The 14,503-nt window shown below is 72.3% G+C and carries 11 protein-coding genes and 2 tRNA genes; 3 read left to right on the top strand and 10 right to left on the bottom strand.

Translation table 11 applies throughout. The features are described from left to right. Positions 1–250: 250 nt before the first annotated feature. Together K7862_RS08515 and K7862_RS08510 are read right to left on the bottom strand one after the other, a co-directional pair. Positions 251–2,191 (bottom strand): S53 family peptidase, encoded by a 1,941-nt coding sequence (locus tag K7862_RS08515; RefSeq protein WP_222961832.1) that lies wholly within the window; start codon positions 2,189–2,191, stop codon positions 251–253. Positions 2,192–2,681: 490 nt separating this feature from the next. Then, a tRNA-Ala gene (locus K7862_RS08510) sits at positions 2,682–2,754 on the bottom strand. Positions 2,755–2,882: 128 nt separating this feature from the next. On the opposite strand from K7862_RS08510, the gene K7862_RS08505 reads away from it, so the two are divergent. Both K7862_RS08505 and K7862_RS08500 read left to right on the top strand, forming a co-directional pair. After that, positions 2,883–4,130 (top strand): glycosyltransferase 87 family protein, encoded by a 1,248-nt coding sequence (locus tag K7862_RS08505; protein WP_308011904.1) that lies wholly within the window; start codon positions 2,883–2,885, stop codon positions 4,128–4,130. A gap of 118 nt (positions 4,131–4,248) precedes the next feature. Next, a complete protein-coding gene (locus K7862_RS08500; RefSeq protein ID WP_222961831.1) occupies positions 4,249–5,319 on the top strand; it encodes an alkene reductase in 1,071 nt (356 codons plus the stop codon). On the opposite strand, the gene K7862_RS08495 is transcribed toward K7862_RS08500, so the two are convergent. After that, positions 5,298–6,782, bottom strand: a complete 1,485-nt coding sequence (locus tag K7862_RS08495; RefSeq protein WP_222961830.1) for an MFS transporter — start codon at positions 6,780–6,782, stop codon at positions 5,298–5,300. The two genes, K7862_RS08500 and K7862_RS08495, sit on opposite strands and share 22 nt — an antisense overlap. 102 nt (positions 6,783–6,884) lie before the next feature. Between K7862_RS08495 and K7862_RS08490 the strand changes: the two genes are divergently transcribed. Then, complete coding sequence (locus tag K7862_RS08490) at positions 6,885–7,832, top strand: helix-turn-helix transcriptional regulator (RefSeq protein ID WP_222961829.1); 948 nt, start codon at positions 6,885–6,887, stop codon at positions 7,830–7,832. 167 nt (positions 7,833–7,999) lie between these two features. Here the strand turns inward: K7862_RS08490 and K7862_RS08485 are convergent, their stop codons facing one another. From K7862_RS08485 to nadD, 7 genes are all read right to left on the bottom strand, one after another. Further along, entirely contained in the window at positions 8,000–9,553 is a 1,554-nt protein-coding gene (locus K7862_RS08485) for an MFS transporter (protein WP_222961828.1), read from the bottom strand. Between the two features lie 105 nt (positions 9,554–9,658). Then, complete coding sequence (locus tag K7862_RS08480; RefSeq protein WP_222961827.1) at positions 9,659–10,297, bottom strand: TetR/AcrR family transcriptional regulator; 639 nt, start codon at positions 10,295–10,297, stop codon at positions 9,659–9,661. A gap of 236 nt (positions 10,298–10,533) precedes the next feature. Beyond that, positions 10,534–10,606: transfer RNA gene (locus K7862_RS08475), tRNA-Ala, on the bottom strand. A 147-nt stretch (positions 10,607–10,753) separates the two neighbouring features. Then, positions 10,754–11,407 (bottom strand): histidine phosphatase family protein, encoded by a 654-nt coding sequence (locus tag K7862_RS08470; protein ID WP_222961990.1) that lies wholly within the window; start codon positions 11,405–11,407, stop codon positions 10,754–10,756. Continuing rightward, complete coding sequence (gene rsfS / locus K7862_RS08465) at positions 11,404–11,838, bottom strand: ribosome silencing factor (RefSeq protein ID WP_222961826.1); 435 nt, start codon at positions 11,836–11,838, stop codon at positions 11,404–11,406. The genes K7862_RS08470 and rsfS overlap by 4 nt, the downstream gene beginning before the upstream one ends. Positions 11,839–11,986: 148 nt before the next feature. Beyond that, complete coding sequence (locus tag K7862_RS08460; RefSeq protein ID WP_222961825.1) at positions 11,987–13,870, bottom strand: LCP family protein; 1,884 nt, start codon at positions 13,868–13,870, stop codon at positions 11,987–11,989. Between the two features lie 29 nt (positions 13,871–13,899). Then, positions 13,900–14,502, bottom strand: coding sequence for a nicotinate-nucleotide adenylyltransferase (gene nadD / locus K7862_RS08455; protein ID WP_222961824.1), 603 nt, complete (start codon positions 14,500–14,502; stop codon positions 13,900–13,902). Position 14,503 lies beyond the last annotated feature (1 nt).

Here is a 14,503-nt window from a genome sequence, read left to right as displayed (position 1 = left end):
CCTCGGTACTCCATCGAAGTCTTGACGGCTGCGGCCGTGGAGCCTGCTGCCCGTCTCTGCCGGCGGCGGAAACAAAAAAGCCCCTCACGCAGGAGGGGTGCCGCACTGACGTGGTTCGTGGTCAGCGCGGCTCGCTAAGCAGGAGGCTCACAGCTCGCATGGCCTCAGGTTACCGCAGCGGGCGCGGGGCCCGCACCGAGGTTGCCCCCGGTGCGGGCCCCGTTGTCACTCGGGTGCCCAGGCTGCCGTGTCAGTGGCGGCCGAAGACGTCCACGTAGTGGCTCGTCGGCGTGCCGACGCCGGTGACGTCGTCGTAGCCGCGGGTGGCGGCCAGCGACGCGTCACGGCCGAGCACGCGCAGCGAGGTGATCGTGCCGTCGGAGGCGTTCTCACCGTTGGCGAAGTCCACCCGGACCTCGGACAGCGTCTGCGGGCCGAACGGGTGGTCGGTCACGTCGTGGTAGGCGGACGTGCCGTACAGGGAGTAGATCAGCGGGTTCGCGAAGCCGATCGGGATCCCGTGGCGGGCCTGGGTGGTCAGGGCCTGGACGCCGGCGATGACCGGTGCGGCCAGCGAGGTGCCGCCGATGCGGTACTCGCCGTACTTCACCGAGCCGTCGAGGAACGTCTGGGTCTGGCCGACCAGGAAGCCGGTGTTCGGGTCGGCGACGGCCGCGATGTCCGGCTCGACCCGCATCTTGGCGCTGCCGCCATTGGCCTGCGAGAGCGCGTTGGGAACGACGCCGCGCTGGTAGAACGGCTGCCCGTACAGGCTGCTGGTGCCGCCGCCCGCGCCCGAGGTGTACGCCGGGGTGTTCCAGGACTTGCCGTCCGCGGACAGCACGCCCTTCTCGGTGCCCCAGCCGGTCTCGAACTGGTAGCTGTCGTGCTTGCCGACCGCCAGCGACGTGCCGCCGACGGAGGTGGCCCACGGCGAGTTCCCGGGGGTGTCGACCTGCTTCTTCCCGGACGAGGCGACGTTGTCGCCGTTGTCGCCGGAGGAGAAGTAGAAGCCGATGCCCTGCACGGCGCCGCTCAGGAAGACCTGGTCGTAGGCGGCCGCGATGTCCGGGGTCTCGTGCTCCTCGATGTCGCCCCACGAGTTGGAGACGATGTCGGCGAGGTGGTGGTCGACGACCTTGTTGAGCGCGTCGAGCAGGTCGTCGTCGTTGCAGGAGGCGCCGGCCACGTACACGATGTTCGCGTCCGGGGCGACCGCGTGCACGGCCTCGACGTCGAGGGTCTCCTCGCCGTACCAGCCGGAGGCGTCGCAGTCCTCGGTGGAGTTGTAGTCGCCGGGCAGGACCTGGGTGAGCTGGCCCTTCTTGTAGTTCTTGTCGCCGTTGCGGCCGGCGTAGGTGGCCGCGTCGCCCGCGATGGTCGGCGAGGCGTAGGCGTCGGTGATGGCCACCGTCACGCCCTTGCCGGTGTACTTGCCCGCACCGTATGCGGCGCGCAGCTGCTCGCCGGTGTAGCCCTTGATCGCGTACGGCGCCTGGATGCCGAACGCCGACGGCAGGCTGCGGTTGGTGTTCGAGCCGTAGTACGACGAGAAGGGGCCGGCGTTGACGAACGCGGCTCCGGGGGGCGGCAGCGTGTCGTCGTGGGTCGCCTTCTTCGGCGCGTTGTCCAGACCGGTGACGGTGAGCACCGCGCCGTTCAGCGACGCCGGCGCGGAGGCCGTCGTCGTCGGGGCGTGGTAGGTCTTGCCGTCGCTGGTGTAGTTGTGCAGCTGGGTGCCGAACGCCTTCTCGGCGGCGGCCACATCACCGGTGACGGTGACGTAGTGCTGGTTGCTGGCGGTGACCTTGAGCCCGGAGGACTTCAGCCACGCGGTGACGGCCGCGATCTGCGCCTTGGTGGCGCCGAAGCGGGCCTGGGTCTGACCGGCCGTCAGGTAGTGCGCGTAGAGCGAGGACTTCGGGTCGGACACGGCCTGCGCGTACGCGGCCAGGCCCTTCGCGTCCCGGCCCGCCAGGTAGACCCGCAGGGTCAGCCGGCTGGAGTCCGCGGTGGCGCCCTTGTCGGCGTGGGCGGTCGCCCAGGCCGGCTTGGTGCCGCTCAGAAGCTGCCGTCCACCGGGCTGGTCGGCCGTGGCGGACTGGGCGCCGAGCGCGAGTGCGCTGACGACCAGGGGCAGCGCCGCGGCGGCCGCCAGTCCGGCGCGCGTCCTTCTGCGCTCAAATCTCATGGAACCCCCATAGAAGCGAGTTGTCGCTTGGTGCGGTGAGTCGCTCATGTGTCGCAGCGATGGCCGTTATGCGTACGGCCGGCACCGCAGAGCGATACTCTTTCGCTGATCCGTTCATGCCAGGGACAAGGTTTCCCCAAGAGCAGGTCAAGGAACCGTCAGATCCTGTTGCACAGCGGGCCGCAGGCTAGCAGCGGGCCACCGCCCCGGACAGGGGGCCGCGCCCGGCTCCCAAGCACCTTCGCGCGAACGGCCCATGACGGTCCGTCGCCCGGACCAGCGCTTTCCGCCGGGCGGGTGCCGGCGGCCGCGGCGAGCGGGTGGCGGCGCGGGCCACGCGTGTGAAGCGCACCCGTCACAGGAGTGACAGTGGTGGGCGACGCGTGATCACGGCCGGACCTTGCACCGGTCCGCACCTCCGCACGCGAAAGCGCCGCGCATCGGGGATGCGCGGCGCCTGGCGGACGGACGGCCCTGCGGCCGTCGGGAGTGGAGCTACGGGGATTCGAACCCCGGACCTCTTGCATGCCATGCAAGCGCTCTACCAACTGAGCTATAGCCCCGCGTGTACCGGGCGGAAGGCCCGGCGACTCGGGATACATTACACGGCCCCGGGCCTGCTCCGCCAAATCGATTTCCCGGGTGCCAGGGGCTCCGACCTCGGGGTTCCGCGTCGGGAGGAGTCGCACGCGTGGGCGATCGGCGGCTGGCCGCCTGGGCCGTACTGGGGTGCGCCGTGTCCTTCGCCGGCGTCTGGGTCGCACAGCGGGCGGTCCACGTGTCGATGGTCGACGTGATGGTCTACCGCGCGGCCGGCTGGACCGTGCGCACGGGAGGCGACCTGTACGCGATGCGGTTCGGGGACGCCCGGCTGCCGATGACCTATCCGCCGTTCGCCGGGCTGCTCTTCGTCCCGTTGACGTGGGTGGCCGTCGGCACCATGCGTACGGCGGTCACCGCGCTCAATCTGCTGCTCACGGTCGTGCTGGCGGCGCTGTCGCTGCGACTGGTCGCCCGGCCGGTCCGGGTGCCCGCGGTGATACTGATCGCGGGCCTGGCCGTGTGGTCCGAACCGGTCTGGGCGACCCTGCGGTACGGACAGGTGAACCTGCTGGTCGCGGTCCTGGTGCTGTGGGACGTGACCCGCCGCGCGGAGAGCCGGTGGGCGGGCGTCGGCATCGGGATCGCCGCGGGGATCAAGCTGACCCCGGCGCTCTTCGTGGTCTTCCTCGCCCTGGCGACCGTGCTGGTCGCCACCGACCGCGCCCGGTACCTGCGGCGCGCCCTGACGGCCGCGGCCACCTTCGTGGCGACGGTACTGGTCGGGGTGGCCGCGCTGCCGCACGACTCCCGCGCCTTCTGGACCCGGGTGGTCTTCACCCCGGACCGGCCGGGCCGCGCGGAGAACGCGGCGAACCAGTCGGTGCGCGGGGTCGTCGCGCGGCTGGAGCACACGGGCACCCCCGGCCCGGCCTGGGTGCTGGCCGCACTGGCCGCCGGGGTGCTCGGCCTGGCCGTGGCCGTGGCGGCGGCGCGCGCCGCGGACCGGCTGCCGCTCTCGGCGGCCTGGGCGGCGGTGGCCGTCGGGGTGACGGCACTGCTGATCAGCCCGGTGTCCTGGACGCACCACTGGGTCTGGGCGGTGCCGATGATCGTGCTGCTCGTCTCCGAGACGCTGCGCCGGCGTGACGGGCGCTGGGCGTGCGCCGCGCTGGCGGCCGTCCTGGTCTTCTGCAGCTATGTGGTCTGGTACGTCCCGCATGACTCCACCCGGCCGGAACTGCACGAGAACGCCGGGGAGATGCTGGTCGCGGCCGCCTACCCGCTGGGCGGGCTGGCCTTCCTGGCGCTGACGGGCGTGGTGGCCGCCCGCGCGCTGCGCACCCCCGCACACGACCGCGGCAGCGGCCGGCCGGTCCGCCGGGTGCGGAGTTCATGAACTCTCAATGATCCGGGCGGCGTTGCGGAGCCGCGGCCGGGTTACGGTGGCGAACGGCCCGAGGAACACCCGCACCGGAGCCGGCCCGGCCGGCCGCCGGACGAGCCTGGAGACCGCCGTGACCACCGCGTTCGACCCGATCGACCTGGGCGGCCTGCGTCTGGCCAACCGGATAGCCATGGCGCCGATGACCCGCAGCCGCGCGCACGGCCCCGGCCTCAGCCCGACCGCGGCCACCGCCGTGTACTACGCCCAGCGGGCCTCGGCCGGGCTGATCGTCACCGAGGGGATCCAGCCCTCGGCCGTCGGGCAGGGCTACCCCGACACCCCTGGCCTGCACAGCGACGGCCAGGTCGCCGCCTGGCGGGCGGTCACCGAGGCGGTGCACGCCGCGGGCGGCCGGATCTTCGCCCAGCTCATGCACACCGGCCGGATCGGCCACCCCTCGCTGCTGCCCGGCGGCCTCACCCCGGTCGGTCCCTCCGCCGTGGCCGCCCGCGGGCAGGTGTACACCGCGGACGGGCCGCGGCAGTTCGTGGTGCCCGAACCGCTCGACGAGGACGGCATCCGGCAGACCGTCGCCGACCACGTCAGCGCCGCCCGCAACGCGATCGCGGCCGGCTTCGACGGGGTGGAGGTGCACGGCGCCAACGGCTATCTCCTCCACCAGTTCCTCGCCCCCAACGCCAACACCCGCACCGACGCCTGGGGCGGGGACCCCGAGTCCCGGGCCCGCTTCGCCGCCGAGGTGGTGACGGCCGTGGCCGCCGCCGTCGGCGCCCATCGCACGGGTCTGCGGCTGTCCCCCGGCAACACCCTGGGCGACATCGACGAGCCGGACCCCGCGCCCACGTATCTGGCGCTGCTGCGCGCGCTGGAGCCGGTCGGTCCCGCCTACCTGCACATCATGGAGACCGGGGAGCGGAACCTGACCCTGGAGCTGCGCAAGCGGTTCGGCGGGGTGCTGATCCTCAACGCCCGCACAGTGGGCCGCCCTTCGGGCCCGCAGGAGCTGGCACTCGTCGAGGACGGCACCGCCGACCTGGTGTCCTACGGCACGCTGTTCCTGGCCAACCCCGACCTGCCGCGCCGGCTGCGGGCCGGGGGGCCGTTCAACACCCCCGACCGCGCCACCTACTACGGCGGCGGCGAGCGCGGCTACACCGACTATCCGGCGCTCGGCGCCTGACCCGGACGCCGCCGGAGCGCCGCGACCAGCACACCGGCCGCGCACACCGCCACCAGCGCCACCGAGGTGACCGCGAAGGCGTGGGCCGAGGCGTGCACGCCGGGCCCCTGCAGCCGGTTCAGGAACAGGGTGCCCAGGGTCGCGACGCCGATCAGCTGGCCGAGCTGCGTCATGGTGGCCAGCAGACCGCTGGCGTCGGCCGCGTCCTGCGGCGCCACGGTGGCCAGCGCCAGGGTGAAGCTGGGGCTGAAGCTCAGCCCCAGGCCGAGCCCCAGGCCCAGCAGCGCCACGTACAGCCAGGGGCCGCCGTCGCCGCCGCCGCGCAGGGCCAGTCCCAGCACGGCCAGGCAGACCGCCGCGACGGCCATGCCGGCCGCGCCCATCCACCGCCGCCAGCCGACGGGCAGGCGGCGCCAGGTGAGGCCGATGCCGCCGAAGGTCACCGCGCAGGTGGCGAAGGTCAGGCCGGTGCGCAGCGCGCTGAAGCCGAGGCCGGACTGCAGGTGCAGGGCCACCGCGAACAGGAAGCCCGCGTTGACCGCCATCGTCAGCACGACGACGGCGATGAGCCGCGTCATGCCCGGGGCGCGCAGCACCCGCACCGACACCAGCGGGGCGCCGCCGCGCCGGGCCAGCCGCGTCTCCAGCACGGTGAAGACCGCGAAGAGCACCACGCTCAGGGCCAGGCACACCCAGCCCCAGGCCGGCCAGCCCTCCTCCTGGCCGAGCACCAGCGGCACGGTGAACAACGTCACCGCGGCGGCCAGCACCAGCAGGCCCGGCAGGTCGAGGCCGCGCCGCCGCTCCGGGGCGCTGCGGGTGTCGCGGGGCAGCACGCGCGGCGCCACCACCAGCATCAGCACGCCGATCGGGACGTTGACCAGGAACACCGGCCGCCAGCCGGTGCCGAACAGGTCCGCGCTGACCAGCACGCCGCCGAGCGACTGGCCGAGCGCGGCGCCGGAGGCCAGCACGGCGGAGTACACGCTCATCGCGCGGGTCCGCGCCTCGCCGACGAACGTGATCTGGAGCAGGCTCAGCACCTGCGGGATCATCAGTGCCGAGCCGGTGCCCTGCGCGAACCGGAAGCCGATCAGCTCGCCGGTGTTCTGCGCGAGACCGCAGGCCAGCGAGGAGACGGTGAACAGGGCCAGCCCGGCGAGGAACAGCCGCCGGTGGCCGAGCAGGTCGCCCAGCCGCGCCCCGGTGATCAGCAGCACGGCGTAGGCGATGGTGTAGCCGGCGATCACCAGTTGCAGCCCGGCGCCCGAGGCGTGCAGATCGGTGCGGATGGTGGGAGCGGCGACGTTGACGATGAAGACGTCGAGCAGGGCCATGAACTGCCCCGCGAGGATGATGGCGAGCAGCAGTCCGGGCCGCGGCCCGGACCGGCCGGCGGCGGGCCCGCCGGGGACGGCCGCCCTCCGGGTGGACGGTGCTGCGGTCACTGCGGTGTCGGTCATGGGACCAGCGTGCTGGCGGCCGAGTACCGGTAACGAGAGCCCACTGATCCTGGTACTGCCAGCACCTGGCACGGGACCGCCCGCCCGGCGACCATGGAACACATGCCGCATTCCCAGACAGCCCGCCGGACCGAGCTCGCCGGGTTCCTGCGCAGCCGCCGTGCCCGGATCTCGCCGGAGGACGTCGGCATGCCGCCCGGCCTGCGGCGCCGCACCCCGGGCCTGCGCCGGGAGGAGGTGGCCCAGCTCGCCGGGGTCGGGGTGACCTGGTACACGTGGCTGGAACAGGGCCGTCCCATCAACGCCAGTGTGCAGGTGCTGGACGCGGTGGCCCGGGTGCTGCAGTTCGACGCGACCGAGCGCGAGCACCTGTACCGGCTGGCCGGCATCCCCTTCGTACGCGAGCCGGTCTCCGACGAGGAGGTCGTCGGCAAGGAGGTCCTGGCGATCCTGGACGCGCTGGACCCGCTGCCGGCGGCCGTCTACAACGCGCGCTACGACGTGCAGGCGTCCAACGCCGCCTACCGGGTGATGTGGCCGATGACGAGCCTGGTGGCGCGGCGGGAGCGCAACGTCCTCTACAAGCTGTGCGTCATCCCCGAGTGCTGCTCGACCTTCGTCAACAGCGGCGTGGAGCTGCCGTGGATGGTGGCGCAGCTGCGGCACTCCTACGGACGCCACGTCGGCGAGCCGGCCTGGGAGGGGTTCATCGCGATGATGGTCGAGGAGAGCCCGCGGTTCGCCCAGCTCTGGGCGAGCGGGGACGTGGCGGCGCCGGGAAGCCGGGTGAAGCTGTTCCGGCACGACGCCGTGGGTCTGATCCACCTGTCGTCGAACTCGCTGTCCATCGACGGGATGGCCGAGCACCGCATCATCGCCTACACGCCGGTCGGCGAGGAGGACCGCGAGAGGATCGAGCGCCTGCGGGCCATCGACGACCCGGTCATCGGCTGCTCGGTGCACGGCCGCCCGCTGTCGGTGGTCCTGGCCGAGAAGGCCGCCCGCGAGCAGCGGGGCGCCGGGGCGGCGCCGGTCACCGCGTCGTCCTGACCCGGCCTCCTCCCGGGCCGGTCCTTTCCTGGGACTGTCCCCGCCGGACCGCCGCCGGACCGCCACGCACACCGCACGAGGACGCGGGTGGGGCGGGAGCCGCTCGGCTCCTGCCCCACCCGCGTCGTCGTCGCCCCGGCCGTCCGCAGACGGCCGGGCCGGGCGGTTCAGTGCATCGCCGCCGGGAGCTGCACCTCGTCCTGCGCGTCCTTGGCGCCGGTGCCGGTCCCGCTGCTGGACGCCACGATCGTGGTGCTGGGGCGGGGGGCGTTGACGAAGGTCAGCGCGATGAGCGAGGCCACGGCCTCGATGGCGACGGCCCACCAGATCGCGTGGGTGTATCCGTGCACCAGGGACTGCGACTGCAGCAGCCGCTGGGCGCCCGCCGAGCCCGCCGCGTGCGTAGCGTGGGCGGCCAGGTACGTGGTCGTCGCCGAGGCGGCGACCGTGTTGAGCAGCGCAGTGCCGATGGCCCCGCCGACCTGCTGCGAGGTGTTCACCATCGCGGAGGCGACACCCGCGTCACGCGGCTGGACGCCCTGCGTGGCCAGGGACATGGCCGGCATGAAGGCCGAGCCCATGCCCAGGCCCAGCAGCACCAGACCCGGCAGGATCACGCCCGGGTAGGACGAGCCGACCTGGAGGCGCGTCAGCAGCAGCATGGCCACCGCGGCGAGCGCGAAGCCGGGCGCCATCAGCGCGCGTGCCGGAAGGCGGGTGACCAGCCGGGCGCCGATCTGCGTGGAGCCGACCACGAAGGCCACCACCATCGGCAGGAAGGCGAAGCCGGTCTTGATCGCCGAGTATCCCTGGACGACCTGCAGGTAGTAGGTCAGGAACAGGAACACGCCGAACAGGCCGATGATGGCCAGGCCGAGCGACAGGTACGTGCCGCCGCGGTTGCGCTCGCTGACCACGCGCAGCGGCAGCAGCGGCGCCTTGACCCGGGACTCGACCAGGGCGAAGGAGACCAGCAGGACGCCGGCCGCGACGAACAGGCCGATGGTCGAGGTCGCGGACCAGCCGGCCGTCTCGGCGCGGGTGAAGCCGTAGACCAGCGAGACCAGGCCCAGGGTGGCCAGCACGACACCGGGGATGTCGAGCGAGGACCGGTTCCGGGTGCCCTCGGGCTCACGGATCACGAAGTACGCGCCGAGGGCGGCGATCACCGCGAAGGGCACGTTGACGAAGAAGGTCCAGCGCCAGTTGAGGTACTCGGTGAGCACGCCGCCGAGCAGCAGGCCGACGGCGCCGCCGCCGCCCGCGATCGCGCCGAAGATGCCGAACGCCTTGGCGCGTTCCTTGGCGTCGGTGAAGGTCACCGCGAGCAGCGAGAGCGCGGAGGGCGCGAGCAGCGCGCCGAACAGGCCCTGCGCGGCACGCGAGCTGAGCAGCATCGCCTCGTTGGCCGCGGCGCCGCCGACGGCGGACGCGAGGGCGAAGCCGGTCAGGCCGACCACGAAGGTGCGCTTGCGCCCCCACAGGTCGGCGAGCCGGCCGCCGAAGAGCAGGAGCCCGCCGAAGGCCAGTGCGTAGGCGGTGATGACCCACTGCTTGTTGGCGTCGGAGATGCCCAGCGCGTGCTGGGCGCTCGGCAGGGCGATGTTCACGATCGTCGAGTCGAGGACGACCATCAACTGGGCGAGGGAGATGAAGACCAGGGCTTTCCAGCGGTTGTTGGCGCCGGCGCCCTGAAGCCGGTGTGCGGCGGTTTGAGACATGGGGATATCCACCTAGGTGTGCCCGCGGGCACGGGTGAGGTTCGGTCGTTATTCGGTCGTTCAAGGTCAAGGGGCGACGCCGCGCGGCCAGGGGCCGCGGGTGGTCTACGAGGAGGGGTTCGAGGGGCCGGATCCGGAGTCGGCGGACCGCGGGCGCAGTCCGTCCAGGAACAGGTCCAGACGCCGGTGGCAGTCGGCGCCCTCGCATTCCAGGCCCGGCAGCGGGCGGCTGAGCTGCGACACGGCGATCATGAAGTCGGTCTGGGTGATGTCCGGGCGCAGACGCCCCGCCTCGCGGGCCCGTTCCATCAGCCCTTCCAGGGCGGTCTGGAACCGTGCGTACTCGGCGTACATCTCGGGCGTGACCTCCGGGCGCTCCCCGGCGGGGAACATGCCGCAGAACGCCGCGGCGCGCTCGTCGACCGCCGCGTGGGCGAAGCCGCTCAGCGCGGTGAAGGGGTCGGTCTCCCGGGCGGCGACGGCCTCGGCCGTGTCCGCCGTCCGGCTCATGACGAAGAGGAGCACGGCGCGCAGCAGTGCGTGCCGGTCGGGGAAGTGCCGGTAGAGCGTCGCGTTGCCGACGCCGGCCCGACGCGCGATGTCGTCGAAGGGGACGTCCGGTCCCTGCTCCACGAGCATCTCGCGGGCCGCGGCCAGGATCCGCTCCCGGTTGCGCGCCGCGTCCGTACGCATACGAGGGGCCCGGCGCGGTGCCGTCTCCGTCGTGTCGGCGGTGATGGTCATGGCGGGTCCTCCTCTCGACAGGGTGGTGCGGTGGTGGTTGGTCAGGTAACCGGGGACGAAGCCCCCGGATTTTCATTCACGTGCATGTAACGGGGAAGCAGTCCCCGGATATTTCACGCGTCCGATGTGACCTGCGCCATACGCCTGGGAGGCTGGGAGGAGCGGGGCGGGCCGACGGCCACACGCCCCGCACAACGAGAACGGCGCCACCCGTTCGGGTGACGCCGTGATGATTGTGGAGCTACGGGGAATTGAACCCCGGACCTCTTGCATGCCATGCAAGCGCTCTACCAACTGAGCTACAGCCCCTTGCCGATCCCGTTCCCCGGGCGACGGGAAGAAGCATAGCCGGTGCACGGACCGGAAACGAAATCGGCCCGCTCCGGCCGGTCGGGGGAGCCTCCCGGCACCCGGCCGCGAGCGGTCCGGCGCCCGTGCCGGACCGTTCGCGAGGGATCAGGTGTCGTCGCCGAGGACCGGCTCGGGCAGCGTGCCCGCATTGTGCTCGGTCAGCCGCCAGCCGCGGACGCCCTCGCCGAGCACCGACCAGCAGCAGTTCGAGAGCCCGCCGAGGGACTCCCAGCTGACCGGGTCCAGGCCGATGAGCCGGCCGATGGTGGTGCGGATCGTGCCGCCGTGGCTGACCACGACCAGCACCCCGTCGTCGGACAGCTTGTCCACGGCCGCCAGGACCACCGGAGCGGCCCGGTCGGCGACCTCGGTCTCCAGCTCCCCGCCGCCGCGCCGCACCGGCTCCCCGCGCTTCCAGGCCGCGTACTGGTCGCCGTAGCGTTCGTTGATCTCGGTGTGGGTCAGGCCCTGCCACACGCCCGCGTAGGTCTCCCGCAGGCCCTCGTAGTGGGTGACCGGAAGGCCGGTGATTGCGGCCAGTTCGGCGGCGGTGCTCGCCGCCCGGCTGAGGTCGGACGAGACGATCGCGTCGGGGTTCAGCGCGGCCAGCAGCCGGGCCGCACGCCGCGCCTGGGCGATGCCGGTCTCGGTGAGCGCGATGTCCGTGGTGCCCTGGAAGCGCTGCTCCAGGTTCCACTGGGTCTGGCCGTGCCGCCACAGGACGATGCGGCGGCCCCGGCCGGTCCTGGCCGCGTTCAGCGCAGGTCCCCTTCGGCGTCGGCCGCCATCGCCTGGGCGTGCTCGGCGGCCTTGCCCCGGGTGGCGACCGCGTCCGGCGGCAGCTCGATCTCCGGGCAGTCCTTCCACAGGCGCTCCAGGGCGTAGAACACCCGCTCCTCGGAGTGCTGGACGTGCACGACGATGTCGACGTAGTCCAGCAGCACCCAGCGGCCGTCCCGCTCGCCCTCACGCCGTACCGGTTTGGCGCCGAGCTCCTTGAGCAGATAGTCCTCGATCGCGTCGACAATGGCCCTGACCTGCCGGTCGTTGGGCGCCGAGGCGACCAGGAACGCGTCGGTGATGGAGAGCACGTCGCTGACGTCGTAGGCGATGATGTCGTGCGCGAGCTTGTCGGCCGCGGCCTGCGCTGCGGCGCGGGTCAGCTCGATGGAACGGTCAGTGGCGGTCACAGGTGCGGCTTTCCGGTCGGGGACTCGTCATTTCCAGGGTCTCACGCCCCTCGGACAGTGCCCGACCGGTTTCCGGACGGATATGCCCGCGGCACACCCCCCGAGGAGGGGTGCCGCGGGCCTCGTCCCGGCCGGCGGCCGGGTCCGCTCAGTCCGCGCTGGGCTTGTAGTCCTTGCCCAGCACCACCACGACGTCCGCGTTCGACGGGACCGCGCCCTTCTTCACCGCTCCGGCCGGCAGCCCGAGGGTGGACGCCACGTCCTTCGCCGCGGCGAGCCGGGCCGGGTCGGCGTACAGCACCTGCGACGCGGCCTGCGAGCTGCTCGCCTTGCCGCCGGGCACGTAGGCGTAGGTGCCGCCGTTGACGATGGCGGCCTGGGCCAGCGGCGCGGACTTGGAGGTGCCGGTGGCGTCCCTGATCAGCACGCGCGGCTGGGCCGAGCTGCCGGAGGACTCCTTGACCGTGCCGCCGAGCACGTCCTTCACGACGCTCTCGGTGGCCTGCGAGCTGAGCGAGCCGTCCTTCTGCACCGGCAGCATCGCCGTGTCGTAGGCACCCGTCTTGGCCAGCTCCGCGAGACCGGCGAGCGAGGCGCCGAGCTCCCGGTCGGACAGCGACGGGTCGAGGATCTGGGCGAGCCCCTGGATCGTCTTGGTGGCGTCCGCGGCGTCGCTCGGCATCTTCTTCAGCACCGCCTGCATGACCTGGCCGAACCGGCTGAGCTGGTCGGTCTGCGACTCACCGGGACCCTTGTAGGTGGCGTACGCCACCGCGGCCTGGCCGGTGAGCTCGGTCTGCTTGCCCTGCTGGACCAGCGTGCGGCCGCTGTCCTTGCCGGTGCCCTTCACGGTGGCGTTGGTGTCGACGAACACGTCGCCGAGGGAGTCGACCAGCAGTTCCAGATAGGGCGAGTCCAGCCGCCAGCTGCCCTTGATGTCGGTGCCGAGCAGGGCGTTCAGCGAGTCCCTGGTCGGGCCGACGCCGTCCGCGACGGACTTGTCGAGGGTGGTGCCGGAACCGTCGTCCCCGGTGAGCTGGAGGGAGTTGGGGATGAGCACGGTGGTGCCGCGGCCCTTGGTGGTGTTGTCGACGAGCAGCGCGGTGTCGCTGGGGCCGCCGTTGACCGGCAGCAGGTGGACCACGATGACGTCGCGTTTCTGGGCGCCGCCGGGGGCCGCCGCGGTGGTCCTGTCCTTGGCCAGGCCCGGGATCTTCCCGGCCTTCCACAGGTAGCCGGCGCCGCCCAGCAGGGCGAGCACCAGCACGAGCACCAGGCCGACCTTGCGGTTGCGGCCGCGCCTGCGGGCCTCTTCGCGGCGTTCGGTGCGCGACTCGGAGAACTTCAGCCAGTCGATGACTTCCTCGGAGTCGTCCGACTCCTCGTCGACGAAGGCGAACTGCCCGGTGTGGTAGTCCTCCCGCTCGTGCTGCGCGGGCCCGCCGCGGGTCTCCTGGAGCGGCACCTGGTGCTGTCCGGTCTCGTACACGGCGTGCTGGCCGGTGTCGTACACCGGCTGCTGCCCGGTGTCGTAGGCCGCCTGCCGGCCGGTGTCGTACACCGGGTGCGCGCCCGTGTCGTACGCCGGCTGCTGCCCGGTGTCGTAGAGCTGCTGCTGGCCGGTGTCGTAGACCGCGTGCTGACCGGTGTCGTAAACGGCGTGCTGGCCGGTGTCGTATCCGGGCTGCCCGCCGGGCGGGTACACCGGCTGCTGTCCGGTGTCGTACCCCTGCTGCTGGGGCTGCTCGTAGTAGGGCTGCTGGGGCTGCTGCGGGATCCAGCCCTGCTGGCGGCCGCCGTAGGAGGACGGTGACGGATCCTGGTACGGGTCGTTGTACGTCTGCGGGGGCTGCTGGGTCTGCTGCCTGCCCTGCGGCGCCTGGCCCTGCTGCTGCGGGGGGGCCTGGAGGGGGCGTCCGTACGCGTCGTAACCGTAGTGCTGCTGCTGGTAGTAACGCTCTCGCGCGTAAGGGTCTCTCTCGTCGTCGGGACCGCCCTCGGCAGGTTGCCAGTGGGGGTTTGCGTCGTTCACGAGGAACCCCTTCGTGTGTTTCGTCGCCGCTACCCGGTCGCGTCCCGGTACAGCGCGCGTTTGTCGATGTAGCGCACCACACCGTCCGGAACCAAGTACCAGACCGGATCCCCCTTGGCCACCCGCTGGCGGCAGTCCGTCGAGGAGATCGCCAGCGCCGGGACTTCCACCAGGGACACTCCCCCCTCGGGGAAGCCCGGGTCCGACAGCGTATGCCCTGGACGTGTGACGCCGATGAAATGTGCCAGAGAGAACAGTTCCTCGGCGTTCCGCCAGGAGAAGATCTGCGACAGCGCGTCGGCGCCCGTGATGAAGAAGAGGTCGGCATCAGGGTGCTCGGCCCGCAGGTCACGCAGGGTGTCGATGGTGTACGTGTTGCCGCCGCGCTCGATGTCGCTGCGGCTGACCGAGAACTGGGGGTTGGACGCGGTGGCGATCACCGTCATCAGGTAGCGGTCCTCGGCCGGCGACACCTTGCGGTCGTCCTTCTGCCAGGGCTGCCCGGTGGGCACGAACACCACCTCGTCGAGGTGGAAAAGGCTGACGACCTCGCTCGCGGCCACCAGGTGCCCGTGATGGATGGGGTCGAAGGTACCGCCCATCACACCGATGCGCTTCTTGCCGGGGGGCATG

The sequence above is a fragment of the Actinacidiphila acidipaludis genome (genome assembly GCF_019890725.1).
In the GTDB taxonomy this organism is placed as follows: Bacteria; Actinomycetota; Actinomycetes; order Streptomycetales; family Streptomycetaceae; genus Actinacidiphila; species Actinacidiphila acidipaludis.
Note: the sequence above shows the minus strand (reverse complement) of the source record. Positions and strands in the feature narration are given on the sequence as shown.